The 23587-nt window shown below is 69.2% G+C and carries 23 protein-coding genes and 1 tRNA gene; 13 read left to right on the plus strand and 11 right to left on the minus strand.

Annotated elements, in window-relative coordinates:
- Nucleotides 1-20: 20 nt before the first annotated feature.
- Complete coding sequence (locus FWJ24_RS05195) at nucleotides 21-422, minus strand: outer membrane protein assembly factor BamE (protein ID WP_246155550.1); 402 nt, start codon at nucleotides 420-422, stop codon at nucleotides 21-23.
- 314 nt (nucleotides 423-736) lie between these two features.
- Here FWJ24_RS05195 and FWJ24_RS05200 point away from each other — a divergent pair, with 314 nt between their 5' ends.
- The 6 genes from FWJ24_RS05200 to FWJ24_RS14780 all read left to right on the plus strand — a co-directional run bounded on the left by FWJ24_RS05200 (nucleotide 737) and on the right by FWJ24_RS14780 (nucleotide 5312).
- The gene (locus FWJ24_RS05200; RefSeq protein ID WP_150286754.1) at nucleotides 737-1285 is read left to right on the plus strand and encodes a ubiquinol-cytochrome C chaperone family protein; all 549 of its coding nucleotides are present in this window, start codon (nucleotides 737-739) and stop codon (nucleotides 1283-1285) included.
- A complete protein-coding gene (locus tag FWJ24_RS05205; RefSeq protein WP_150286755.1) occupies nucleotides 1282-1839 on the plus strand; it encodes a YceD family protein in 558 nt (185 codons plus the stop codon). The genes FWJ24_RS05200 and FWJ24_RS05205 overlap by 4 nt, the downstream gene beginning before the upstream one ends.
- 157 nt (nucleotides 1840-1996) lie before the next feature.
- Entirely contained in the window at nucleotides 1997-3070 is a 1074-nt protein-coding gene (gene plsX / locus FWJ24_RS05210) for a phosphate acyltransferase PlsX (RefSeq protein WP_150286756.1), read from the plus strand.
- Between the two features lie 3 nt (nucleotides 3071-3073).
- A complete protein-coding gene (locus FWJ24_RS05215; RefSeq protein ID WP_150286757.1) occupies nucleotides 3074-4045 on the plus strand; it encodes a beta-ketoacyl-ACP synthase III in 972 nt (323 codons plus the stop codon).
- A gap of 142 nt (nucleotides 4046-4187) precedes the next feature.
- A complete protein-coding gene (locus FWJ24_RS05220) occupies nucleotides 4188-4499 on the plus strand; it encodes an integration host factor subunit alpha (RefSeq protein WP_150286758.1) in 312 nt (103 codons plus the stop codon).
- Nucleotides 4500-4571: 72 nt separating this feature from the next.
- Nucleotides 4572-5312: a MerR family transcriptional regulator gene (locus FWJ24_RS14780; RefSeq protein ID WP_150286759.1), complete on the plus strand. Its 741-nt coding sequence runs from the start codon at nucleotides 4572-4574 to the stop codon at nucleotides 5310-5312.
- A 5-nt stretch (nucleotides 5313-5317) separates the two neighbouring features.
- On the opposite strand, the gene FWJ24_RS14575 is transcribed toward FWJ24_RS14780, so the two are convergent.
- Entirely contained in the window at nucleotides 5318-7705 is a 2388-nt protein-coding gene (locus FWJ24_RS14575) for a YfhO family protein (protein WP_166443592.1), read from the minus strand.
- A 55-nt stretch (nucleotides 7706-7760) separates the two neighbouring features.
- A complete protein-coding gene (gene ribA / locus FWJ24_RS05235) occupies nucleotides 7761-8882 on the minus strand; it encodes a GTP cyclohydrolase II RibA (RefSeq protein WP_150286760.1) in 1122 nt (373 codons plus the stop codon).
- Nucleotides 8883-9060: 178 nt separating this feature from the next.
- On the opposite strand from ribA, the gene FWJ24_RS05240 reads away from it, so the two are divergent.
- The gene (locus tag FWJ24_RS05240; protein WP_150286761.1) at nucleotides 9061-9756 is read left to right on the plus strand and encodes a RibD family protein; all 696 of its coding nucleotides are present in this window, start codon (nucleotides 9061-9063) and stop codon (nucleotides 9754-9756) included.
- A 12-nt stretch (nucleotides 9757-9768) separates the two neighbouring features.
- Nucleotides 9769-10320: a cytochrome b gene (locus tag FWJ24_RS05245; protein ID WP_150286762.1), complete on the plus strand. Its 552-nt coding sequence runs from the start codon at nucleotides 9769-9771 to the stop codon at nucleotides 10318-10320.
- On the opposite strand, the gene FWJ24_RS05250 is transcribed toward FWJ24_RS05245, so the two are convergent.
- Genes FWJ24_RS05250 through FWJ24_RS05265 form a run of 4 tightly spaced genes read right to left on the minus strand, consistent with a single transcriptional unit; the run spans nucleotide 10321 to nucleotide 13716 of the window.
- Entirely contained in the window at nucleotides 10321-11175 is an 855-nt protein-coding gene (locus FWJ24_RS05250; protein ID WP_150286763.1) for a class I SAM-dependent methyltransferase, read from the minus strand.
- The gene (locus tag FWJ24_RS05255; protein ID WP_150286764.1) at nucleotides 11175-12236 is read right to left on the minus strand and encodes a glycosyltransferase family 4 protein; all 1062 of its coding nucleotides are present in this window, start codon (nucleotides 12234-12236) and stop codon (nucleotides 11175-11177) included. Before FWJ24_RS05255 ends, FWJ24_RS05250 begins: the two co-directional genes overlap by 1 nt.
- A 26-nt stretch (nucleotides 12237-12262) precedes the next feature.
- Nucleotides 12263-12664, minus strand: coding sequence for a 6-pyruvoyl trahydropterin synthase family protein (locus FWJ24_RS05260; RefSeq protein ID WP_150286765.1), 402 nt, complete (start codon nucleotides 12662-12664; stop codon nucleotides 12263-12265).
- A 53-nt stretch (nucleotides 12665-12717) separates the two neighbouring features.
- Complete coding sequence (locus FWJ24_RS05265; RefSeq protein ID WP_150286766.1) at nucleotides 12718-13716, minus strand: zinc-dependent alcohol dehydrogenase; 999 nt, start codon at nucleotides 13714-13716, stop codon at nucleotides 12718-12720.
- Between the two features lie 182 nt (nucleotides 13717-13898).
- Between FWJ24_RS05265 and mdoH the strand changes: the two genes are divergently transcribed.
- Genes mdoH through FWJ24_RS05280 form a run of 3 tightly spaced genes read left to right on the plus strand, consistent with a single transcriptional unit; the run spans nucleotide 13899 to nucleotide 17501 of the window.
- Entirely contained in the window at nucleotides 13899-15746 is a 1848-nt protein-coding gene (gene mdoH / locus FWJ24_RS05270) for a glucans biosynthesis glucosyltransferase MdoH (RefSeq protein WP_150286767.1), read from the plus strand.
- On the plus strand, nucleotides 15743-16510 hold the full coding sequence (locus FWJ24_RS05275; protein WP_246155551.1) for an FkbM family methyltransferase: 768 nt from the start codon (nucleotides 15743-15745) through the stop codon (nucleotides 16508-16510). Before mdoH ends, FWJ24_RS05275 begins: the two co-directional genes overlap by 4 nt.
- A gap of 46 nt (nucleotides 16511-16556) precedes the next feature.
- Nucleotides 16557-17501, plus strand: a complete 945-nt coding sequence (locus tag FWJ24_RS05280; RefSeq protein WP_150286768.1) for a hypothetical protein — start codon at nucleotides 16557-16559, stop codon at nucleotides 17499-17501.
- Between the two features lie 136 nt (nucleotides 17502-17637).
- Here FWJ24_RS05280 and FWJ24_RS05285 read toward each other — a convergent pair whose 3' ends face one another.
- The gene (locus FWJ24_RS05285) at nucleotides 17638-18519 is read right to left on the minus strand and encodes an MBL fold metallo-hydrolase (protein ID WP_206110801.1); all 882 of its coding nucleotides are present in this window, start codon (nucleotides 18517-18519) and stop codon (nucleotides 17638-17640) included.
- A gap of 167 nt (nucleotides 18520-18686) precedes the next feature.
- A tRNA-Pro gene (locus tag FWJ24_RS05290) sits at nucleotides 18687-18764 on the minus strand.
- A gap of 172 nt (nucleotides 18765-18936) precedes the next feature.
- Here FWJ24_RS05290 and FWJ24_RS05295 point away from each other — a divergent pair.
- Complete coding sequence (locus FWJ24_RS05295) at nucleotides 18937-19755, plus strand: methyltransferase domain-containing protein (RefSeq protein ID WP_166443593.1); 819 nt, start codon at nucleotides 18937-18939, stop codon at nucleotides 19753-19755.
- Nucleotides 19756-19793: 38 nt separating this feature from the next.
- Complete coding sequence (locus FWJ24_RS05300) at nucleotides 19794-21053, plus strand: glycosyltransferase family 4 protein (RefSeq protein WP_150286770.1); 1260 nt, start codon at nucleotides 19794-19796, stop codon at nucleotides 21051-21053.
- Here FWJ24_RS05300 and FWJ24_RS05305 read toward each other — a convergent pair.
- Both FWJ24_RS05305 and FWJ24_RS05310 read right to left on the minus strand, forming a co-directional pair.
- Nucleotides 20984-22330 (minus strand): O-antigen ligase family protein, encoded by a 1347-nt coding sequence (locus FWJ24_RS05305; protein WP_150286771.1) that lies wholly within the window; start codon nucleotides 22328-22330, stop codon nucleotides 20984-20986. The two genes, FWJ24_RS05300 and FWJ24_RS05305, sit on opposite strands and share 70 nt — an antisense overlap.
- A 78-nt stretch (nucleotides 22331-22408) precedes the next feature.
- Nucleotides 22409-23557: a glycosyltransferase gene (locus FWJ24_RS05310; RefSeq protein ID WP_150286772.1), complete on the minus strand. Its 1149-nt coding sequence runs from the start codon at nucleotides 23555-23557 to the stop codon at nucleotides 22409-22411.
- Nucleotides 23558-23587 lie beyond the last annotated feature (30 nt).

A 23587-nucleotide genomic window follows, 5' to 3' on the forward strand; every position in this document is an offset into this window, starting at 1 on the left:
GTGCGCCGGGCCGGTCGTCGTCAGACCGCGCTGGCGCCGAGGCGCCGGAACAGGCTCGCGATGAAGCTGCCTTCCTGCCCGCCGGTCGGCGTGGTCCGCGAGATGAAATCGAAGACCTTGCCGTCCTTGATGCCGTAATTGGCGATGCGCTCGACCTTGTTGTTCTTGTCGAGATAGATCGCCACGACGCGCTGGTCGGTGATCTTCTCTTCCATGAACAGGAAGGGCTGGGAGATCTTCTGCGAGATGTAATAATATGCCTGGCTGCCGACCGTGGAAGTCGTCGAGGGCGTGCCGAGCACCAGGATCACCTGCTCGGCGGAGGCGCCGACCTTGATCTGCTCCAGCGCCTTCTCGTCGAGCACATAGCCGCGCGTGCCGCCGCCCTGGTTCATGCAGCCGCCGAGCAGCAGCGCCGCCAAGGCCGCTCCGGCAAGACGCCCCTGGAGGGTGCGAGGGGACGGGGCGCTTCGGGAAAGGGTCCGGTTCAAGCATTCACTCCAGTCAAGCGTTCACTCCAGTCCAATATTGACGTCGATGGATCCCCGGGCCTCCCGGTCCCGGTCCAACGATCCCAGGCCGGGCGAACCGGCCGCATGATCGGGACACCGGCTTTGCGTGTGCGCCCGAACATCGCTATGGATGCCCAAAACGCGCGTGAAACACAATCGCCGCCGGGCAGATTTCCGGGCGGCGGCGCAATCCGCGCTTCCCGAGGCCCAGCCCTGGCACGACCATGATCTCGATCCCGTTCTCCCGCCCCCGGCCGGACCCGATCGCAGCGCTCTACGGCGATATCGTGGCGGCGGCGCGCATGCCGCGCGTTTATGCCGAGTTTGGTGTCGCCGACGATTTCGAGGGCCGGTTTGAATATCTGGCGCTGGTCGCGACCCTGGCGCTGCGCCGGCTCCGGTCGCTGCCGCCACCCGCCGGCGAGATCGCCCAGCAGCTCGTCGACCGCGTGTTCGACGGGCTCGACGATGCCCTGCGGCGGATCGGCGTGTCCGATCTCGCGGTCGGCAAGAAGGTCAAGAAGCTCGCGCAGGGCTTCTACGGCCGCGCCGGGGCCTATTCCGCCGCGCTCGATTCGGGCGCGGAGGCGGACATGCGCACGGCGCTGGCGCGCAACCTGTTCGGCGGCCGCCTCACGCCGGAGGCTGTGCCGCCGGCGCTCCTCGCCGAACTCGCCGCCATGACGGTGCGGCTCGACGCCGCCCCGCTCGATGCGCTCCTCGCCGGCGGCGTGCTCGCCGCCCCCGCTTCCCGATCCGGAGGGACGCCATGACATCCGAAACCCCGCACCCGGCCAAATCCGGGGCCGCCGCGCCGCCCTTCTCGCATCCGCTTGCCGTCGCGACCCTGCCGGCGAGCCTGGAACTGACCCTGCGCCCCGATGCCGAGGCGCGGGCGCGGATCGCGCGGAGCCTCGGCCTGTTCGCGCTCGACGATCTCGCGGCCGCTTTCCGCATCGAGGCGAAGGAGAGCGGCCTCGTCACGGTGGAGGGCCGGATCGCAGCGCGTTTCCAGCCCTTCTGCGTCGTGACGCTCGACCCCTTCCCGGATGCGATCGACGAGCCGGTGGCGATCCGCTTCGCGCCCGAGGCGCTGGTCGCGAAGATGACGGCGCGAGCGGAGGCCGATGCGATCGAGGATTTCGAGCCGCCGGACGTGATCGAGAATGGTGTGATCGATCTCGGCGCCGTGGCGGTGGAATTCCTGGCGCTGGCGCTCGATCCCTATCCGCGCAAGCCCGGCGCGGAGTTCCAGGGGCTTTCCGAGGGAGCGGGGCATGTTTCGCCCTTCGAGGCGCTCAAGGTGCTGAAGCGCGATCCTTCGTGAGGCCTCCGCGCTGCCAATCCCGCTGATTTCGCGCCGCCGGCGCGGCTTTTCGGCTTGCGCCGGCCCGGCACAAATTCTATGCCGTCACGCCCGGGCGCGCGGCGTGCGATGCCCGAAGGATCGGCGCGTTCGCCGCATAAGGGAACCAGGTTCGTAGATGGCGGAAGCGACGCGCGTCGTTCGGATCTCGCTCGATGCCATGGGCGGAGATTTTGGCCCGTCCGTGGTCGTGCCCGGCGCGGTGCGCGCGCTCGAACGGCATCCGGATCTCCATGTCGTGCTGTTCGGACGCGCGCCGGAGATCGAGGCGGAACTTTCGAAATTCCCCGCTTTCGGCGAGCGGGTGACGATCCGGCACACCGATATCGCGGTCTCGATGACCGACAAGCCCAGCCAGGCGCTGCGCCAGGGGCGCTACAAATCCTCGATGTGGCAGGCGATCGAGGCGGTGAAGAAGGGCGAGGCCGCAGCCTGCGTCTCGGCCGGCAATACCGGGGCGCTGATGGTGATGAGCCGCTTCTGCCTCAAGATGATGCCGGGTATCGACCGGCCGGCGATCGCGGCGATGTGGCCGACGCGCAAGGGCGAATCCATCGTGCTCGATGTCGGCGCCTCGATCGGCGCCGAGGCGCGCAACCTCGTCGAGATGGCGATCATGGGCTCCGCCATGGCGCGGATCGTCTTCGATATCGAGCGGCCGACGGTCGGGCTCCTCAATGTCGGCGTCGAGGAGATCAAGGGCGTCGAGCAGGTCAAGGAGGCGGGTCGGCTCCTGCGCGAGGCCGATCTTCCGGATCTGCATTATGCCGGCTTCGTCGAGGGCGACGATATCGGCCGCGGCACCACCGATGTCGTGGTCACGGAGGGGTTCGCGGGCAATATCGCGCTCAAGACGGCCGAGGGCACCGCGAAGCAGATCGGCGAATATCTCCGCGCCGCGATCACACGCTCGCTGATGGCGCGGATCGGCTATCTCTTCGCGCGCGGCGCCTTCCGCGCGCTGCGCGACAAGATGGACCCCCGCCGCGTCAATGGCGGCGTGTTCCTCGGGCTCGACGGCGTGGTCGTCAAGAGCCATGGCGGCACCGATGCGCTCGGCTTCGCGAGTGCGATCGATGTCGCCTACGATATGGTCAAATACGAGCTCCTCGCCAAGATCTCCAGGGCGCTCGCCGGGCGGGCCGGCGCGGCGGAGCCGGCGGCGGATGCCGCGCCGGCGGGAGAAGGATAGGCGATGCGACGCGCAAGAATCGTGGGGTTCGGGAGCTATCTGCCCGCGCGCCGTCTGAGCAACGACGAACTGGCCGGCCGGATCGACACATCCGATGAATGGATCCGCCAGCGCACCGGCATCCGCGCCCGGCACATCGCCGCCGAAGGCGAGACGACCAGCATGATCGCGACCCGGGCCGCCGAGGCCGCGCTCGCCCATGCCGGGCTGAAGCCGGCCGATATCGACCTGATCGTGCTCGCGACCGCGACGCCGGACTACACTTTTCCTGCCGTCGCCACGCAGGTGCAGGCCAATCTCGGCATCACCCACGGTGCCGCCTTCGATCTCGCCGCGGTCTGCTCCGGCTTCGTGTTCGCGCTCGCCACGGCCGAGAAATTCGTCGTCTCCGGCAGTGCCCGCCGTGCGCTGGTGATCGGCGCCGAGACCTTCTCGCGCATCCTCGATTGGGAGGACCGCACCACCTGCGTGCTGTTCGGCGATGGCGGCGGCGCCGTGGTGATCGAGGGTTACGAAGCCGCCGGCACGCGCGCGGATCAGGGCATCCTGACCACGCATCTGCGCTCCGACGGCCGGCATCGCGAGAAGCTCTATGTCGATGGCGGCCCCTCCAGCACCATGACCACCGGGCATTTGCGCATGGAGGGCCGCGAGGTCTTCAAGCACGCGGTGGGCATGATCACCGATGTCATCGTCGATGCCTTCGCCGCGACCGGCTATTCGGCCGAGACGATCGACTGGTTCGTGCCGCACCAGGCCAATCAGCGCATCATCACCGCCAGCGCCGAGAAGCTCGGCATCGCGCCGGAGAAGGTGGTGCTGACGGTCGGCGAGCATGGCAACACCTCCGCCGCCTCGATCCCGCTCGCGCTCGACACGGCAGTGAAGGACGGCCGCATCCGGCCCGGCCATGTCGTGCTGATCGAGGCAATGGGCGGCGGTTTCACCTGGGGCTCGGCGCTGTTCCGGGTCTGAAGCCGGCTTTTCCCGCAATTGCCGCAGTGCGAATAGAACAATATTGGCACAAACTCGGGTCTTGCCTTGGCATAGGCCTCGCAATACGCTTTAATTTCAGGTAGATACGATTCAATTTCAAAAAGGCGAACGGGGACGCATCATGGCCGGGCAGACGATCACGCGGGCCGACCTCTGCGAGGCGGTCTATCAGAAGCTCGGCTTGAGCCGGGCCGAGTCCTCGGAGCTCGTGGAATCGGTGCTGCGCGAGATCGCCGATACACTGGTCAGGGGCGAGACGGTGAAGCTCTCCTCCTTCGGCTCCTTCGTGGTGCGGCAGAAGGGTGAGCGCATCGGCCGCAACCCCAAGACCGGGGTCGAGGTGCCGATCACCCCGCGCCGGGTGCTGGTCTTCAAGCCCTCGAACGTCATGAAGGCGCGGATCAACGGGGATTCGCTGCCCGAGGAGGATTGATCCCGAGCCGCGACTCAGGCGCATTGCACAGCCTCGCGACCCGCGGGATCAGCCTGCCGAACGGAGCATGCCGTGACCGACAAGGCCCCTGATGCCTACCGCACCATCAGCGAGGTCGCCGAGGATCTCGATCTGCCGCAGCATGTCCTGCGCTTCTGGGAGACGCGCTTCAACCAGATCAGGCCGCTGAAGCGCGGCGGCGGGCGCCGCTATTACCGGCCGGATGATGTCGAGCTTCTCAAGGGCATCCGGCATCTGCTCTACAAGGAAGGCTACACGATCAAGGGCGTGCAGCGCATCCTGAAGGAGCACGGCGTGCGCGCGGTTCAGGGAATCGTCAAGGCCCCGCCGGCCGATTGGCGGCCCGACCCGGCCGATTTCGAGCCCGAGCCGCCGGCCCGCCCTCCGGTTCCGCCGCCCCCGGCCTTCGGGGCGGAAGCGGTCCCCGAATCCATGGCGCCACGCCTTGAGTGGCCGGATCCGGCGGCAGCGGCGACCGTTCTTCCCGTCACCGCCCCGCCCCCGCCGGAGGCGCCGCGCGGGCAGGTCTCGATGTTCCGCGGCGGGCTCCAGCGCGGCGAGACCGGGTTCGGCGCCGGCTCGACGCTGGAATTCGCCGGCCGCCTGCGTGCCGCCGCGCCGGAATCAGGAGCCGCTGGCGGCAAGGACGAAGAGGAGATGGCCGGGCCCAGAATCGGCGCGGGCGATCCACCCTGCCGCCCGGTGCAAGACGATCTTCTGCGCGCCGCGCTTGAGGAGCTCGTCGCCGCGCGGGCGATGATCGATCAGATCCTGCAGCGCCGGCCCGGCTGATTCTCTCAATGCGCCGCCGCGCTGCCGCGCACCAGGTGCCGGCGGGCGAGGCCGCGCAGCGGCTCGAAGGTGAAGGTCACCTGGCGGGCACCGCGCGGCAGGATCACCGCCCGGAACACGCCGTTCGCCCGCAGCACCCTGGCCGGCATGCTGTCGATCGTCGCGAACCACCAGGGATGCCAGACATCCGCGAGATGCAGCACGCCCCCGCGCGGTGCTTCGACCGCGATCTCGACGCGGGTGTTCCCATAATGGGTGATCCGCGCCGCGCCGCCCGTGGCGTGGCGGGGCAGGGGCAGGGCGGTGGGTTCGACGAAGGCCACCTGCCGGAAATCGGGCGAGGGCCGAGACGCGCTTCCGGGCCATTGCCCGGTGCGGATGATCGCGTCCTGATCGGCGATCCGCGCCTCCGGCACCACCATCACGCGCGGCAGCGCATCCGGGTTCTCGTAGATATAGGCGTCTTCCGTGCGCGCCACGAGCGGCAGCGGCTGATCCACGATGCCGGCATCGACGATATCCATCCGCACCGGCAGGGCGATGAAGCGCAGGCCCAGCAGGTTGGCAAAGGGTGCGTGATAGCCCCAGAACAGCGGGCTGAACTTGCGCTGGTCCCAGCCGGCCACATGGTCGCGGGCGCCGATCGCCGCCGAGTAATGGCCGAGCCGCAGTGGGTTGTAGCCGAGCGTCGCCTCGAGCCGGTGGATGAGCGGCAGGTTCGGCCAATGGAAGCCGAGCCCGGTCAGTTCCACGCGGTCGCGGCGATCACCCGCCTGCACGACATGGGCCTTGAGAAAGGCGAGCGTCGCGTTGGGGCTGTCCGGCTGCAATTCGGAATATTGCGCCGGCGGCAGGCCGGTTGAATCGTTGGGGCGGATGTTCCAGGCGAGGTCGGCGGTCGTCAGTGCGCCGAACAGCAGCGTCACGCCGAGCGGCGCGCGCGCGGCGGCGCCGCGCCCGAGCCGGAGCACGGCCAGCGCCGCGGCGAAGGTGAGGGCGGCAATGCCGAGATTGGGCAGCGCGAGCGGCAGCTTGTCGAGCCACAGGGCCATGCCGATCCCGCCGATGAAGCCCCCGGCGATGACGAGGGCCAGCGCGCCAATGACAAGGCGCGGCAGGCGGCCGGGCGGCAGGTTCAACAGCCTGTCGAGCCCGTATCCCGCGAGCAGCGCCCCGAGCGCCCCGACGAGGAACAGTGCATCGGCCGGGCGGCGGAACAGCTCGACGCCGGGCAGCAGGTGGTAGAGCGCCGGGAAGATCGGCGTATAGCGCCCGAGCGCGTAGGCGAGCATCAGGCCGAAGAGCAGCGTCAGCACCACCGCGCGGCGGCGATAGGCCTCTCCCGAGACCAGCCAGGCGACGATGCCGATCATCGGCAGCGCGCCCATATAGACATTGACCATGTTGCGCGACAGGTAGGACCAGACGATGAACGGCCAGTGCACGCTTGGCGCGCCCCAGAAATCGCGGCCACGCCCGATCGTCCCGTAGAGGTTGGAGACCACGAGAGTGAGGAGATTGGTCGGGTGCATCGAGCCGAGTTCGGCCTCGGCGAGGCTGATCTGCGCGCGGTTCGAGCCATCCGCGAAGCTCAGCACCATCAGGGTCGGCAATGCGGCGATCGCGCCCCCGACGAGGGCGCCGGCGGCGAGCGGCCGGATGCTCGCCCGCAGCCGCGCCCGGCGCCCCGCGCCGACGAGCCAATGCGCGAGCGTGAAGCCGGCGAGCGTCACCACCACCAGGAACGAGACCTGGTTGGGATCGAGCAGCGTCAGCGCGGCGAACAGGCCGGCGGCGGCGCCGTAGCGCGCCGAATGGAGGCGCAGCCCGCGCTCCAGCATCCACAGGGCCCAGGGGAAATAGGCCAGCGCCAGCACCTGGCCGGTATGCTGGATCCGCCACGCCATCGCGCCGGCGAAGCCGAAGGCCAGCGCCGCGACCAGGGCGGCCGCGGGGTGCCAGCCCCGGTCGCGCCCGAAGCCGAGCATGCCGAGGGCGCCGAAGGCGAGGCTCGCGAAGGTCGCGGCATCGACCATCGCGAAGCTCGGCGCGGCGGTGAGGAAGGCCAGCGCGAGATGCGGCGGCGAGAAGATCAGCGATTGCGGATCCGCGATCTGCGGGTGCCCGCCGAACACGAAGGGCGCCCAGAACGGGCTCTCGCCGGCATGGATCGATTGCGCGAGAAACACGAGCTGTGCGTGGAAATGCGCCCGCGCGTCCCAGGGGATCGTCACCCGGCCGGAGAGCCAGGGCCATGCGAGAACGAGGCAGGCCGCGAGCAGGATGAGCGCCGTGGCCGCCCATTGCCGCCGGCTCGCGACGAAGCGGTTAGGCGGGTCGTCCGCCAGGGTCTGGCCAGAGGGGAGCGCGTTCCCGGAGGGGGCCTTCAGCATCGGTTCGCCCCCGGCGCCGGGCAGGCGGCGCGGTGCCGGAGCACCGCGAGCCGCGTCAGGTGGTGATCGGCGCATGCGCGACCATGGCATCGAAATCGATGAAATGGCCGGCGCGGTCGCGCTTCGAGGCGAGGTAGCGGATATTCTCCGCCGTCGGGCGGCCGAAGGCGCGCTGGTCGGCGACCACCTCGAGCCCGGCGGCCTTCAGCGCCCCGATCTTCTCGGGATTGTTGGTCATGACGCGCACCGCCGTCACGCCGAGCTGGCGCAGCATCTCGGCCGCGAAATCGAAGCGACGCTGGTCGAGCCCGAAGCCGAGCACCTCGTCGGCGTCATAGGTGTCCCAGCCCTGCGATTGCAGCTTGTAGGCGCGCATCTTGTTGGCGATGCCGTTGCCGCGCCCCTCCTGGTCGAGATAGAGCAGGATGCCGCCATCCTCCTGCGCCATTTTCTGCACCGTGCCGCGCAGTTGGTCCCCGCAATCGCATTTGAGCGAGCCGAACAGGTCCCCGGTCAGGCAGGCGGAATGCATGCGGATCGCCACCGGTTTCGAAAAATCCGGCTTGCCGACGATGATCGCCACCTGATCGCGCAGGCCCTCGCCGCCGCGGAACACGACGAACTCCGTCTCCGCGGCGAATTCGAGCGGCACCGGTGCCCGCGCGACGAGCCGCGTCGCGCGCACCTGGGCGGCGCGGTAATCCTGCACATCCGCCGCGGGCACCTGCACGATATCCGCCGTCAGCGCCGCGCGCGCCACCGGAACCGCGTAGACGGCCGGGGTGACGAGCGTGAGCCGGGCGAGTTCCAGCGCCGCCTCGTCGAGCGGCGCCACCGGCGAGACCGGCGCATCGATCCGCGCATCGATCTTCAGCGCCAGCATCTCCGCCCGCGCCGCATCCGCCACCGGGAAGGCGACGACGCCATGGCTCGTGCGATCGAGCCCCAGCCGGCGCAGGCGGGCCGCCGGCAGGACGAGCCGGGCGCGCCCCGGCGCGAGCCGGTCGAGCGCCTCGGCGATGCGCTGGTCGAGCGCCTCCACATTCAGCGTGATGAGCGCCTCGTCGCCCGCGACGATGGCCACCGGGCGGCCTCCGCGATATTCGGCGATGGCCCGATCCACCGCGCGCTCCGCGGCGCTATCGAAAAGCCCGAGAATCTGTCCTACGTCACCCATTTACGCCTCTTCTGTCCATGTTTACGGTCTTTTCGACGAGATCATCCCGCCGGATGGACACCGTGTGAGCTGAAAGCGGGAGCATCTATGATCATGGAAGATGAACGGCGGATGTCTGGCTTCCGCCGGGTTCGAAAAATCGCCCCCTCCCGCCTTTCCCCAGCCGCGAGCCCTGCGCATGAGCGCCGAAACCCCCGATCCTTTCCGACATTTCCGGCGCCGGAACGATTCCCGCCCGTTCATCGTCGCCCAGCTCGGGCAATCGCTCGACGGCCGCATCGCCACCCGCACCGGCGACAGCCGCTATATCGGCCGGACGCCGTCGCTGGATCATCTCCACCGCATCCGCGCGCATGTCGATGCGGTGCTGGTGGGGATCGGCACCGTGCTCGCGGATGATCCGCAGCTCAATGTCCGGCGCTGTGCGGGGCGCAACCCGGCGCGCATCGTCATCGACGCGAAGGGCCGGCTGCCTCCCGGGGCGAAGCTGCTCGACGGGGCGGATGGCGCGCGCCGGATCGTCTTCCGCGCCGAGGGATGCGTCGGCCCGGCGCTGCCGGCGGGGGCGGAGACGGTCTTTCTCCCGGTCGATGCCGCCGGACGCTTCGATCTCGCCGAGATCGCCGCCCGGCTGCTCGGGCTCGGCTTCGAGCGGGTGCTGTTCGAGGGCGGGGCGGGGATCGTCAGCCAGGCGATCGATCGCGGCATCGTCGACCGGCTGCATCTCATGGTCTCGCCGGTCATCATCGGTTCCGGGCAGCCGGGGCTCGAACTCGCGCCGATCGACCGGCTCGCCGACGCGCGCCGGCCTCGCACCGAGGTGATTTCACTCGGGGAGGGCGAGGTGCTATTCGATTGCGATCTCGCGATGTGAGGGGAGGCCACCATGGCAGGCGAAACCGGACGTCCCACGGCCTATTCCGGCGGCCAGAAGCTGCTGCACTGGGCAATCGCGCTCCTTGTTCTGGCGATGATCCCGGTCGGCCTCTACATGGTGCGGCGCGGCGCGGCGACGAATTTCGATGCCGCCACCAACGCGCTCTATACCGCCCACAAGACCTTCGGCATGCTCATCCTGCTGCTGATGGCGCTGCGCCTCGCGCTGCGGCTCGGGCGCGGCGCGCCGGCGCCGGAGCCGACGCTGACGCCGGTTCAGCGCATCGGTTCGGAATCGGTCCACGGCCTGCTCTATGTGATGCTGTTCGTGGTGCCGCTTCTGGGCTGGGCCGGAATCTCGGCCTATCCCGCCCTCGGCATCCTCGGCGGCTACCAGCTCCCCGCCCTGCTGGCGCCGAACCAGCCGCTCGCCGAGACGCTGCTGAAATATCACGGTTATGCAGCGCTGGCCGTGGCGGGGCTCGTCGCGCTCCATATCGGCGCGGCGCTGTTCCACCGCCTCATCCTGAAGGATGGCGTGCTGCGGCGCATGCTGCCCTGATCAGCCGCGATAGGCGAGGAGATCCGTGTGACCGGTGATCATCCGGGCGCCTTTCTGCGTGATGATCGCCTGCCGGTAATGCCGCCAATCGACGATTCCCTTGTCGGCGATCAGCCCGGTCTCCTCGACGGCGGCCGCGATTCCCGCCACCAGCTCCTCGACCAGCGCGGCATCGGCCGGCGCGAGGATCCAGGGCGAATCCCCGGTCTCGACTGTGAAGCCCGCCGCGCGCAGCGCGCGGGCGAGCGCGGCCGCCGCCTCCGGCCCCGCCGCCGGGCCGAAGCCCTTGTCGCGGCGCTGATGGGCGCGGAACGCGGTCATCACCCCCATGTCGAACGGATGCTCCGGGTTGAAGGCGTCTCGGCCGTCATAGGTCAGAACCGTGTAGAATTCGGCGCCGGAGGCCGCGAGCGCGGCGGCGAAGCGCGTCATCCACGGTTCGGAGATCAGGTCGAACAGCGCCGAGGCGGTGACGAGATCGGGCGTGCCGGCGAGCAGCGCCTCGAGGTCGCGAGTCAGGTCCGCGACGCGGAAGGTGACGCCGATATTGCGTCCGTCCTTGAGAAGGGCCAGCCCGTCGCCCAATGCGCGGGCCTCGTCGGCCCAGGCGGTCAGCGCCCGTGCCGCCGCCTCGATCAGCGCCGGGTCATGATCGACGAGCGTCCATTCCTGGCTGGCGCCGAGCAGCGGCGCGGTGGCGCGGAGATTGGAGCCGGTGCCGCAGCCGAAATCCATGATGCGCGGCGCGGCGCGTTCCGCGAAGCGCCCGGCGAACCGCCGCGCGAGATCGGCATTGCGCGAGCGATGGTCGACGGGCTCGCGCAAGGCGAGCCAGGAGGCGGAGAAACCGCTCATCAGGGAACCTTTCGGGGATCGAGATAGGGGTCGAGCGCGCGTGCGATCACGCGCGCCGTGTCTTCCCAGCGCGGCAGGGCCTCGCCCGCGCGATGCGCCGCCGCGCCGAGATCGGCGCGCAATTGCGGATCGGCGAGCGCCCGGTCGAGCGCGGCGCGCAGCGCCCCGGCATCGCCCGGCGGCACCTTGAGCCCGGCGCCTTCCGGCACCGTCTCGCTCGCCGCGCCGCCGGTGGTGGTGACGATCGGCAGGCCGCGCTGCATCGCCTCGCCAAGCACCATGCCATAGCCCTCGAACAGCGAGGCCATGACGAACAGATCCGCCGTCTCGTAGAATTCGTCGAGATCGCGCTCGCGCACCGCGCCGACAAGCTCGATCCGCTCGCCGAGTTCCGCGCGTGCGATCTGGGCGCGCAGGGCCGCCTCCGTCTCCGGCGAGCGCACGGCGCCGACGATCTTCAGCCGCCAGTTGCGGCGCGCGAGCCCGGCCAGGGCCTCGACCAGCACCGCATAGCCCTTGCGCGGCACGATCGAGCCCACCGCGAGCAGCCGCAATTCCGCGCTGCCCGAGCCGCGCGCGCGCGGCTTGCGCGCCGTGCCGGGCTCGGCCACCGTGATCTTTTCCGCCGGCACGGCGAATTCGCCGGCCAGGATCTTCCCCGTCAGCGGCGAGGTGACGATGACGTGCTCGGCGAGATTCAGCGCCGCGGCCTCGGAGAGATGCAGGGCCCGCGCGCGCTCGGCCGAGATGCCATTCTCCAGCGCCAGCGGGTGATGGCAGAGCGCCACGACCTTGCGGTTGAAGCCCCGGATCAGCTCCACCGGCATCGCGCCATAGGCGAGGCCGTCGATCAGCAGCAGGCAATCCGCGGGAAGCCCGGCGACGATCGCCGCGCAATCGGCGAAATCTGCCGCCGTCGCGTTGGGGAAGGCGCCCGGCAGCGCCACATGCATCGCCTTGACGCCCTCGGCCGGCAGAAGCCGGATCACCTGCCGGTCATAGGCATAGCCGCCTGTCGGCAGCGAGAGATCCCCCGGCACCAGGAAGGCAACGTCGCGCATCGGGCGCATCCCCGTTTCCGCCATGTTCAGGCGACCGGCCCCTCGAACCAGGCGCGGGCGAGATCGGTTTCGTGCAGCGTCACGCGGATCTTCGCGAGCCCCCGGCCGTCCTCGCCGAGCGCGCCGGCCTTGGCGGCCTTGACCATCTCGTCGAAGATGTGGCGGGCGAGGAATTCCGTGGTGGTCAGCACGCCCCGGAATTGCGGCAGCGCGTCCAGATTCTGGTATTTCAGCGGCTTGAGCACCGCCGCGAGCGTATCGAGCGCCGCGCCGATATCGACCACCACGTTCTGCTTGGTCATCGTTTCACGGAAGAAGGCAACATCGACCACGAAGGTGGCCCCGTGCATCTGCTGCGCGGGCCCGAAGAAGGGGTCGGGCAGCGAATGGCCGATCATGATACGGTCACGGACTTCGACGGCGAACATTTCGTTGCTCTTCCTTTCCGGTGCCCGGGCGGGTGCCGGGCGCATGCGGGGTTTCAATACTGGACCAGCGTCACGAGGCCGGGCGCATCCGCCGCGAGGATGCGCGGCACGGCCTCCGCGAGCCCGGCAAAGGCGATGGTCTCGGTGATCAGCTGGTCGAGCCTCTCGTCGGCCAATAGCCGCAACGCCGCTTGAAGCCTCGATGAATAGGTCCAGCCGCGTGCGGCATGCCCCGGCGAGACCGTGCCGACCTGCGAGGAGACGAGCTTCACCCGTCCGGCATGGAACAGCCCGCCGAGCGGCGCGGTGATCCGCCGCGCGCCATACCAGGACAGTTCGACGATGGTCGCCTCCTTGCCGGCCGCGCCGATCGCGGTGGCGAGCCCGGCCTCGCTGGCGCTGGTGTGGAACACGATATCCGCCCCGGCCGGCGCGTGTTCCGGCAGCTTGAAATCGGCGCCGAACGCGCGGGCGAGGTCGGCCCGCAGCGGGTTGACATCGACGAGCGTCACCTCCGTGCCGGGCATTCCCGCCGCGAGGAAGGTCACGAGCAGGCCGACGAGGCCGCCGCCGACCACCACCACCCGATCGGCCGCGCTCAGCCCCGAATCCCAGATCGCGTTGAGCGCGGTCTCCATGTTCGCGGCGAGGGCGGCGCGGCGCGCGGGCAGGAAATCCGGAACCGGGTTCAGCATCGCGACCGGGGCGAGGAACCGGTCCTGGTGCGGATGGAGCACGAAGACGCGGGAGCCCTCGAGCGCGGGCGGCCCCTGCTCGACAATGCCCACGGCGCAATAGCCGTATTTGACCGGGAAGGGGAAATCCCCGTCCTGGAGCGGGCAGCGCATGCGCTCGGCCTCGTCCGCCGGCACCAGCCCCGAGGCGACGAGCCGCTCGGTCCCGCGCGAGAGCGCGCTGTATTCCATCCGGATGATGGCCTCGCCGGCGCCGGGCGCGGCGAGCGGCACGGGGCGGAGCTCGGCCTGCATCGGCGCGACATAGTAGAGCGCGCGCGCCGGGCCGGCGGAGGAGGGGGCGAGCGAATTTGCCACGCTTTGCGTCCGGTCTGCTTCCGTTCAGCTTTCATCCGCGATAGGCATCTCGCGCGGCGCGCATCCGGTTCGGACCGGGGCGGCCGCGCGGGCCCGAAGCACCCATTTCACGCCCGCCGCGGCGGCGCAAGGGGTGGGTGGGCCCGGTTCCGGATCGGTTTTGCGGAAAGGTTCGCCTGCCCATGTCGTCAGCGCCCCAATTGTCGGACGGAAAGCCCCCGGAGGGCGGAGCTCCGGCCAGCCCGGTCCCGCCCGGCCCCGTCGCGCCCATCGCGCTGACGCCGACGGGCACCCAGAGCGCCGAGGTGCTGTTTCTCCGCCGGGTGATCGTCGCCGGGCTCAATATCGCCCTCTATCTCGCGCTCGCCGGCTGGGCCTGGTCGATCCTGGCGCAGGGCGGCTGGACGCTTGTCGATCTGCTCCTGTTCGTCTGCTTCCTGTTCGGCACGCCCTGGGCGGTGCTCGGCTTCTGGAATTCGGTGATCGGCCTGTGGCTGCTGCATGGCCGCGGCGATGCAATGGCGCAGACCGCACCTTTTGCCGCTCTCGCCGATCCGGCGGCGCCGATCGCGCTCAGAACCGCGATCTTCATGACCTTGCGCAACGAGGATCCGGCGCGTGCGCTGCACCGGATGAAGCTGATCAAGGCTGAACTCGATGCGAGCGGCGAAGGCGACAAGTTCGCCTATTTCCTGCTCTCCGACACCAACCGCGACGATGTCGCGGCCGAGGAAGAGGCGGGCGTCGCCGCCTGGAAGGCGGAGGCCGGCGAAGGCGCCGCGATCACCTATCGCCGGCGCACCGACAATGCCGGCTTCAAGGCCGGCAATGTCCGCGATTTCCTCGAACGCTGGGGGCATGATTTCGACCTGATGCTGCCGCTCGACGCCGACAGCCTGATGGATGCGCGAACCATCCTCCACCATGTCCGCATCATGCAGGCCAATCCGCGGCTCGGCATCCTCCAGAGCCTCGTCGTCGGCATGCCGTCGAAATCGGCCTTCGCGCGCATCTTCCAGTTCGGCATGCGCCAGGGCATGCGCTCCTACACGATGGGCCAGGCCTGGTGGGTGGGCGATTGCGGCCCGTTCTGGGGGCACAACGCGCTCGCGCGCATCGCGCCGTTCCGCGACGAATGCCACCTGCCGGTGCTGCCGGGCGGCCCGCCCTTCGGCGGCCATATCCTCAGCCACGATCAGGTCGAGGCCACCTTCATGCGCCGCGCCGGCTACGAGGTGCGGGTCATGCCGGAGGAGTGCGGCTCCTGGGAGGAGAACCCGCCGACCATCCTCGAATTCATGAAGCGCAACACGCGCTGGTGCCAGGGCAACCTGCAATATTTCAAGCTGCTCGGCACCAGGGGGCTCTATCCCGTCAGCCGCTTCCAGCTCGTCTGGGCGATCCTGATGTTCCTCGGCATCCCGGCCTGGACCTTCATGCTGCCGCTCGCGGCGCTGAAGCCCTTCGACGGCGAGCCGCTGGCGCTGTTCCCCGCCGCCTCGGCGCTGACGCTCTACATCCTGTTCACGATCATGAACCTGATGCCGAAGATCGCCGGCCTCGTCGATATCATGCTCACGAAAGGCGGCACGGCGCGCTATGGCGGCACGACGAAATTCCTGTTCGCCGGCCTCAGCGAGATCGTCTTCGCCTGGATTCTCGGCGCGGCGGATACGTTCCGGACGACGATCTTCATCATCGGCCTGCTGTTCGGCAAATCGGTCACCTGGGGCGGGCAGGCGCGCGACGCGCATGGCGTGCCCTGGGATGTGGCGGTCTCCAATCTCTGGCCGCAGACGCTGTTCGGCATCCTCGTCGTCGGGCTGATGGCGGCGACGAGCATCGAATTCGCGGCCTGGTCGCTGCCGTTGACGCTCGGCTTCCTGATCGCGATTCCCTTCGCCGTCTGGTCGGCGGATCCGGGCTTGGGCGCGCGCCTTTATCGCCGGGGGCTCTACGCGATCCCCGAGGAGATCGAGACGCCGGAGATCATCGCCCGGGCGCAGGCGCAGAACGGAGGCGCGGCATGATGGTGCGGCCGGTGACGGATATCGCCGCGCTTGCCCGGCGCTGGCCGCGCCTTGCGCGCTCCTTCGCGGTCTATTACGGCGACCCCGCGCGCGATGCCGCGATGGACGCGCTCTATGCGCGCATCCTGCCCCGGGGCGGGCTTGCCTTCGATATCGGTTCGCATGTCGGGGACCGGATCGGCGCGTTCCGCCGCCTTGGCGCGCGGGTCGTCGCGCTCGAGCCGCAGCCGGATTGCGCGGCCGCGATCCGCGCGATCTATGCCGGCGACAGCGATGTGGCGCTGTTCGAGGGCGCCTGCGGGCCGCGAGCCGGCACGCTGACGCTGCATGTCAATTCCGCCAACCCGACCGTCACCACCGCCTCAGCCGAATTCGTCAAGGCGGCGGACGGCGCCGGCGGCTGGGAGGGCCAGGTCTGGGACCGGACGATCGAGGTGCCGGTGACGACGCTCGACGCGCTGATCGCCGCCCATGGCATGCCGGATTTCGTCAAGATCGACGTCGAGGGCTTCGAGGCCGACGTGCTCGCGGGATTGACGAAGCCGGTCCGGGCGCTGTCCTTCGAGTTCACCACCATCCAGCGCGATGTCGCGGCGAAATGCATCGCCATGATCGCGGCGCTAGGGAATTACCGCTTCGATGTCGCGCTCGGGGAGAGCCAGCAGCTCCATTTCGTCGAACCCGTCGCGGCCGGCGACATGGCGGCGCATATCGCCGCGCTGCCGCATGACGCGAATTCGGGGGATGTCTATGCCTTCCTCTGATCGGTCGCGATTTCCGTTCCTGTCCCTCCTGCTCACGGGTCTTCTCATGTGCTGCGGCGAAACCACCTCCGCTCAGACCGCTCCGGACCAGACCATTCTCGGCGCGCATAACAAGACGCCGCCGAGCGAGACCGTACGGGTCGAGAACCATTCCGAGCCCGAGGTCTGCGCCGAGAAGGACAATATCGATATCCGGTTCATCGGCCCGGATATCCGCCGCTTCCGCGTCCAGGCGATCCACCCCGCCTATATCGGCACGCTGAAGGAGGATCTCGCGCTCCCCGATTTCACCGATTGCGACATGAGCGCCGATCCGGTGTTCAATCCCGGCCAGCCGCGGCAGGTGACGCTCTACGAAACCCCCTGGCTCTGGATCGTGGGCCAGGTCTATCCCGGCTTCTGGCGCCCGGCCGATGTGCCGGTGAAGGTGGGCGACAGGGTCGAGACGGGTATCCACCTCGTGCAGGTCTACCAGCGGATCGGCCAGCGCATGGAGGAGATGCTCGTCGTCTACCCGCCCGACGGCTATTGGCGCGCGCGGCCGCTGCCGCCGAAGCACATGAACTGGACCGCCTATGGCTCGTCCTTCATGGTCGGACCGGTGACGATGGAGGGGCGGCCGGTCGTCGCCTTCAAGGAACTCCGCTTCGAGCCCGAGACGATGACCTTCCGCTTCCCCTTCCGCGACGGCGGCGAGGGGTCGCTCAAGCTCGACAAGCTCGACACCGATCATATCAGCCTTGAAATCGCGCTCTCGGGCGATCTGCCGAAGGACAGGCCCTTCGCGGCCCTGCGCTCGATGTATGTCACCGAGATCAACAACGACGCCTCGCGCGTCGCCTACAGGCGCAAGGGCGTCACCCGCTGGGGCGAGGAGCATATTCTCGATTACAAGGGTGGCGAGACGACCGAATTCTGGGCCGGGCGGCACTGGCCCTCGCGCCACAACATGAGCGCGCCGGACATGACCTTCTCGCGCTTCTCGAAATAGCGCCATGCCTCATCCGGAACGGCGAGGGTCGCCGCCGGCTTCGGCAGGCTCTCGCCCCTCTGCGGCTTGGCACGGGCGCCATCGCCGTCGAGCATGGCCGGATATGGGCGCGATCGAGCTTGTGAACACGCAAAAATCACCAAGCGTTCAGCACCCTTATCGCCGTTCTTTCCGGCAGATTCGCCATTGAAACGACGATGCTGTCCTCGTTTCCGCGCGTGATGGGGTAGAGCCCCTCCGCCCGCGCCAGGAAGCGCCGCAGCGCGCCCTCGCCTAGATAATGCATGGGGATCACCAGCTTCGGCCGGATCTGGCCGATGATCTCCATCATCCCGTCGAGATCGATCGTCCAGGAGCCGTCGACCGCCGCGAGCAGCACGTCGATCTGGCCGAGCGCGGCGAGATGCTCCGGCCTCAGCGTGTGGTGGAGATGGCCGAGATGCGCGATGCAGAGCCCCGCCACCTCGAAGATGAAGATCGAATTGCCGGAGAACTCGGTCGCCGCACCATCGGCGCGGATATTGGTCGCGACATTGCGTACCCGCATGTCGCCCTCGCGGATATCGAAGGCCGGCGAGCGGCCCTCGTGCCGCCAGCCGCGCAGCACATGCCGGATCGCCGGGTCCGGGCGATGCGTGAAATGCGTCGAATGCGCGTGGTTCATCGTCGCGATGTCCGGCAGCCGGGCCGGGCGGACGTAATCGTTGTAATCGGTTGCCGCCACGATGCCGCCGGGGCTCTCGATCGTGAAGGTGGCGTGGCCGATGAACGTGATCCGCACCTCGCCGGAGGCGAGCGCGACGCGGCGGACCGGCGTGCCGTCCGGTGCGGCGGGGCCGGCATCCAATCCGGGGCGTGCGAGCGGCGCCCGCGCGATCGGTCCCTGGCACCCTTCCGCGCGCGCCGGCCCGGCACCCGCCGCGCCGAGCAGCAGCAGCGCGCCGGCGGCGGCAAGCCCCGGCCTGAAACGGTTGAGGACCGCGAGTCCGGAACGGACGAGCGAGGAAGGACGGGGCACGGCAATCCTCCGATATCGATCCTACCCGAATCAGGGTCGCACGGATCCGCGGCGCGTCAATGCGGCGATTGCGCCGCGCAATGCTGGCAACGATCGGGAACGCCTCCGGACGATGCTCGTCCGGCGATCGGCCTCGATCGTGGGTTCGACGATCGGGCGGAAACAGATGGTCGGAGTGGCGGGATTCGAACCCACGACCCCTAGTCCCCCAGACTAGTGCGCTAACCAGACTGCGCTACACTCCGATCCGGCAGGCTTATAGGCGGGGGGGCGGGGCAACGCAATTGCTTTTGCGGCCGGCGCTCCGCATTGGTGCTTGGTTAAGCTTGCCGGCGGATAATGCTCGGCATCGCGCGGTGTTTTGGGGCAGGGTCATCCGGCCCGCAGACCGTGCGGGTTCGAGCCCGCGGGGAGCTCATGTCATCGATCGATATCGTCGCGCCGCTCGATCATCTCGACAAGGAGCCGCCTCCTCCCGGTCCGTCGCTGCGGCGCGTGCTCGAGACCCTCGGCGAGGGCGGCAACGCTCCGCTCTGGCACTCGGATTGGGCCTGGGAGAATTACGAGCGCGCGGTGCTGGCGCTGGCGCGCGAATTCGGCCTCTGGCGCCTGCTGGAAATCGGGGGCGGGCGTGATCCGGCCTTCGCCGCCGCCGCGCGCGAGAACAGGCTGCGGCTGATCGTCAACGACATCGATCCGCTCGAACTCGCGCGGGTGCCGGAAGGGATCGAAACCGCCTGTTTCGACGTGGCCGGCGACATTTCCCGCCGTCCGGAACTCTACGGCGCCTTTGATATCGTCGCCTCGCGCATGGTGTTCGAGCATATCCGCAACGTGCCCGCCGCCTGGCGCAACATCTATCGGCTCCTGCGGCCGGGCGGGGTGGGGCTCGCCTTCTTCCCCACGCTCTATGCCTGGCCCTTCCTGCTCAACCACATCCTGCCGGACGACATCGCCCGGCGCATCGTCGAGCGCGTCTTCCCGGCCCGCGCCCCGGATGGCGACAACCCGGTCTTCCCGCCCGTCTATCATTGGTGCTACGGCGACGAGGGAAAGCTGCGGCGGATGCTCGATCCGATCGGCTTTTCCGAAATCCGCATCCTGCCCTTCTGGGGCCACCATTATCTCGACCGTATGCCGGTGCTGCGCGAGCTGGATTTTGCGCTCAACCGCTTCTGTGCCGCCATCGACTGGCGTTTCTTCACCACTTACGCCTATGTGGTGGTGCGGAAATAGCGCCGGACCGGCGCTGATGCCGCAGGTGCCCGAGCGTCATGCGTATCGTCATCGTCCTCGATACCGCGCATGTGAATGGCGGCCAGGCGAAGGTCGCGATCGATTCCGCGCTTGCGCTCCGCGCGCGCGGGCACGCGCCGCTGATCTTCGCGGCGTTCGGGCCCGTGGATCCGCGCCTGGCGGCTTCGGGCATCCCGGTCCATTGCCTCGGCCAGAGCGAACTCGCGCGGGATGCGAATTTCGCCGCCGCGGTGTTGCGCGGCCTGCATAACGGCGCGGCGGCACGGGCGCTCGGCGCGCTGCTCGCCGCGCAGCCGCGCGGGGAGAGCGTGGTCCATGTCCATGGCTGGGCGAAGGCGCTTTCCTCGGCGATCGGGCCGCCGATCGCCGCCGCCGGGCTGCCGGTGCTCTACACGATGCACGAATATTTCCTGCTCTGCCCCAATGGCGGCTTCTTCAACTACCGCACCAACGCGCATTGCCCGCTCGACCCGCTCTCTGGCGCCTGTCTGACGACGATGTGCGACACCCGGAGCTGGGCGCACAAGGGCTGGCGCACCGCGCGCTTCGCGATCGCGAAGCATGTCCACCGCCTGCCGGAGACGATGCGGGACATCGCCTATTTCCACCCCTATCAGCGCGCCGTCATCGCGCGGCATCTGGCGCCGGGCACGCGGCTGCACGAGATCCCCAACCCGGTCGAGGTCGAGGATCTCGGCCCCAAGCCGGACCCAGCCGCCGGCGCCTTCGCCTATCTCGGTCGCCTCGCGGTGGAAAAGGGCGTGTTCCTGTTCGCCGAGGCGGCGCGGCGGGCGGGCATCGCGCCGGTCTTCGTCGGCGACGGGCCGGCGGGGGCGGAGATCGCGGCGCGCTATCCCGAGGCGCGGCTGCTCGGCTGGAAGGACCCCGCCGGCGTGCGCGCCGCGCTGCGCGCCGCGCGGGTGATGGTCTTTCCCTCGCTCTGGCACGAGGGCCAGCCGCTGAGCGTGCTCGAAGCGCTTGCCTGCGGCACGCCGGTCCTCGCCGGCGATGGCAATGCCGGGCGCGAGAGCATCATCGACGGCGAGACGGGATTGCTGTTCCGCCAGGGCGACCCCGACGATCTCGCGGCGAAGCTGCGCCTGCTCGCGGATGATTCCCTGGTCGCGCGGCTCTCGCGGGCCGCCCATGCCCGCTACTGGGCGGCGCCGCTGACGCTGGAGCGCCATGCCGCGCGGCTCGAGGCGGTCTATGCCGGGCTGCTGGCCGGGGAGGGAGCCGGGGCAGGGGCAGCCACCCGCGCCGCCGCCGCGCGATAGGCGGCATGGGCATAGGTGCGGTATTCACCGATCCAGCGCCGCGAGATCGTCGCCAGCCCCCAGCACAGCCCGTAGATCATGAAGAGATGCCGCCAGCGGTCGGTATCGATCTGGAAGTTCTGCACGAGATGCGGGACCAGCGCCGCGAACAGCACCACGGCATGGGGCTGGAACGGCGTCTTCAGCAGCGCGGTGCGGAAGGCGAGCGTCAGCGTCGCCAGGATGAAGGCGAGGAAGGTGATCCCGCCCGCCCAGCCATAGGAGGAGAACGCCATCAGATAGGTGTTGTGCGGGTTTTCCGGGTAATAATACGAGAAGCGGTTCGGCCCGTGGCCGAAGGGGCGTTCGAGCAGGTCCGGCAGGGCGCGGAGCTGCGAGCCGAACCGGCCGGAGGGGCCGGAATCGTAATCCTTCTGGAGCGTGAACCGGTCCTCGAACAGCGCCGCGACCGAATCGATCGACAGGATCGCCGCGAGCCCGAGCCCGAGCCCGAACAGCGCGAGGAGGCCGAGGAGCAGGATGCGCCCGCGCATCGAGGCGCTGCGGCTCGTGATGAACATCATCGTCCCCAGCGTCGCGAGCCCGATCGCGAGCCCCGCCCAGGCGCCGCGCGAGAAGGTGAGGAACAGCGCGAGCAGGATCGGCGCCGCGAGCCCCGCGCGGAGCAGGCGCCCGCGCGGCGAGGTCAGGAAATCCTGCGCGAGGAACAGGATCGGCAGCACCAGGAACGGGCCGAGCACGTTGGGGTCGCGGAACGTGCCGGAGACGCGGCCGCCATGCATGGTGAACCAGGCGGCGCTGCCGAACAGATCGACATAGCCGGCGATGCCGAGCAGAGCGGCGATCACCGCGCCGGCGATCATCCCCCATTTGATCGCGGCGAGGCGGGCGAGCGCGTTCTCGTTCAGCGTGAAGGCGAAGAAGATCGCCGTTGTGGCGACGAAACAGGTGCCGAGCATGAATTCGCGGCTTTCCTGCACGTCGAGATAGGGCTGGAGCGCCGCAAGCCCGGCGAGGTTGAACACGACGAGAAACAGGATCAGCGGGATGTTCGTGCGGTCCACCCGCAGCCCGAACAGGGTGAAGAGCCCGATCGCCGCGAGGCTTGCGGCATTATAGGCGATATCGATGATCACGAAGGCGCCGGTGAAGACCATCAGCGCCAGCAATGCCAGCAGCAGTGGCTCCGCCCCGTGCCGCGGCGGCGTGACGAGCGCCGAGGGGAAGGGCGAATGGCGCGCCCAGGCGGGACGCGGAACGGAAGGCGGGATACGCAACGCCGACACCTCGAACCCGGCCCCGCATGTCGCGCCGGCCGCGAGAAAGAAGGCTAGCCCCTTCCGGCGAAGAAGCGGTTAACCGCGCCGTGCGGCGAGCGTGTCGCGATAGGCCGTGAGAATGGTCTCGACCATGCGTTCGACCGAGAAGCGCGCGCGGATCCCGGCTGAGATCGCGCTGGCCTCGGCTTTCAGCGTCGCGAAGGGCCGGTCCATCATGCCGGCCATGGCATCGGCCAGCGCGCGCGGATCGTTCGGGGGAATGAGATAGGGGTAATCGCGCGGCACGATCTCGGGAATGCCGCCGACATCGGTGGTGATCAGCGGCAATTGTCCCGCCACCGCTTCAAGCACGATATAGGGCAGGGATTCGAAGCGCGAGGGCACCACCATCGCGCGGCCGAGGCGAAAGGCTTCGGCGGCCGGCGTCACGCCGCGCCAGCGGAACTGGCCGTCGATGCCGCGCGCGGCGATCAGCGCCCGGATCCGCGCCTCCGAGGGGCCGGAGCCGACGAGCGTGATCGTCGGGTGCCGCCCGGCATTCGCGAGCAGGAACAGCGCCTCGACCAGGGTGTCGATTCCCTTGGCCTCGCGGAACTCGCCGACATAGAGGAAATCGCTTGCCTCCGCATGCGGCGCCACCGCCTCGAATTCATGCGCGTAGAGCCCGTTGAGCGCGATCACCTCCGGCCGCTCGGGAACATGAACGAATTCGTGGTAGCGCGCGGCGATGAAGCGGCTCTCGAACAGGAAGAGGTCGGTGCCGCGTTCGAGCACGCGCTCGATCGCCATGAAGAGGCGGTGCGCCGGCGAACCGGGGTAGTAATTGAGGCTGCCGCCATGCGGGGTGTAGCAGCGGATGGGGCCGCGCCCCGGCCGCGCCACGCCGCCGATCCGCGCATAGAGCCCGCCCTTGGCGCCGTGGCCGTGGATGACATCCACCGCATGCGCGCGCGCCAGCGCGGCGACGCGGCGGATCGCGGCCCAGTCGGAAGGATGCGGATTGCGATGCATCGGCAGCCGGTGGAGTCCGAGCGCGAGGCGCGGGGCGAGGCCGGCGAGCAGCCTTTCGCCGCGCTCGCCGCCGGTCATGGAATCGCACAGCATACCGATCGCGTGCCCTTGCGCGATCAGCGCCTCCGCCACGTCATGGACATGGCGGAACAGGCCGCCCACCGGCGCCCGGAACACGTAGAGGATCCGCAAGGGGCGGTTCGGTTCCATCATCGTCCCCGGTTCCGGCCCGGCGGTTCCGGC

Origin of the sequence: Rhabdaerophilum calidifontis, assembly GCF_008641065.1 — a bacterium.
GTDB lineage: Bacteria > Pseudomonadota > Alphaproteobacteria > Rhizobiales > Beijerinckiaceae > Rhabdaerophilum > Rhabdaerophilum calidifontis.

Bases quoted from the DNA above. Each gene is read 5' to 3' on its own strand.
- FWJ24_RS05200 (WP_150286754.1), top strand. From the start codon at position 737: ATGATCTCGATCCCGTTCTCCCGCCCCCGGCCGGACCCGATCGCAGCG.
- FWJ24_RS05205 (WP_150286755.1), top strand. From the start codon at position 1,282: ATGACATCCGAAACCCCGCACCCGGCCAAATCCGGGGCCGCCGCGCCG.
- plsX (WP_150286756.1), top strand. From the start codon at position 1,997: ATGGCGGAAGCGACGCGCGTCGTTCGGATCTCGCTCGATGCCATGGGC.
- FWJ24_RS05215 (WP_150286757.1), top strand. From the start codon at position 3,074: ATGCGACGCGCAAGAATCGTGGGGTTCGGGAGCTATCTGCCCGCGCGC.
- FWJ24_RS05220 (WP_150286758.1), top strand. From the start codon at position 4,188: ATGGCCGGGCAGACGATCACGCGGGCCGACCTCTGCGAGGCGGTCTAT.
- FWJ24_RS14575 (WP_166443592.1), bottom strand. From the start codon at position 7,705: ATGCTGAAGGCCCCCTCCGGGAACGCGCTCCCCTCTGGCCAGACCCTG.
- ribA (WP_150286760.1), bottom strand. From the start codon at position 8,882: ATGGGTGACGTAGGACAGATTCTCGGGCTTTTCGATAGCGCCGCGGAG.
- FWJ24_RS05240 (WP_150286761.1), top strand. From the start codon at position 9,061: ATGAGCGCCGAAACCCCCGATCCTTTCCGACATTTCCGGCGCCGGAAC.
- FWJ24_RS05245 (WP_150286762.1), top strand. From the start codon at position 9,769: ATGGCAGGCGAAACCGGACGTCCCACGGCCTATTCCGGCGGCCAGAAG.
- FWJ24_RS05250 (WP_150286763.1), bottom strand. From the start codon at position 11,175: ATGAGCGGTTTCTCCGCCTCCTGGCTCGCCTTGCGCGAGCCCGTCGAC.
- FWJ24_RS05255 (WP_150286764.1), bottom strand. From the start codon at position 12,236: ATGCGCGACGTTGCCTTCCTGGTGCCGGGGGATCTCTCGCTGCCGACA.
- FWJ24_RS05260 (WP_150286765.1), bottom strand. From the start codon at position 12,664: ATGTTCGCCGTCGAAGTCCGTGACCGTATCATGATCGGCCATTCGCTG.
- mdoH (WP_150286767.1), top strand. From the start codon at position 13,899: ATGTCGTCAGCGCCCCAATTGTCGGACGGAAAGCCCCCGGAGGGCGGA.
- FWJ24_RS05275 (WP_246155551.1), top strand. From the start codon at position 15,743: ATGATGGTGCGGCCGGTGACGGATATCGCCGCGCTTGCCCGGCGCTGG.
- FWJ24_RS05280 (WP_150286768.1), top strand. From the start codon at position 16,557: ATGTGCTGCGGCGAAACCACCTCCGCTCAGACCGCTCCGGACCAGACC.
- FWJ24_RS05295 (WP_166443593.1), top strand. From the start codon at position 18,937: ATGTCATCGATCGATATCGTCGCGCCGCTCGATCATCTCGACAAGGAG.
- FWJ24_RS05300 (WP_150286770.1), top strand. From the start codon at position 19,794: ATGCGTATCGTCATCGTCCTCGATACCGCGCATGTGAATGGCGGCCAG.
- FWJ24_RS05310 (WP_150286772.1), bottom strand. From the start codon at position 23,557: ATGATGGAACCGAACCGCCCCTTGCGGATCCTCTACGTGTTCCGGGCG.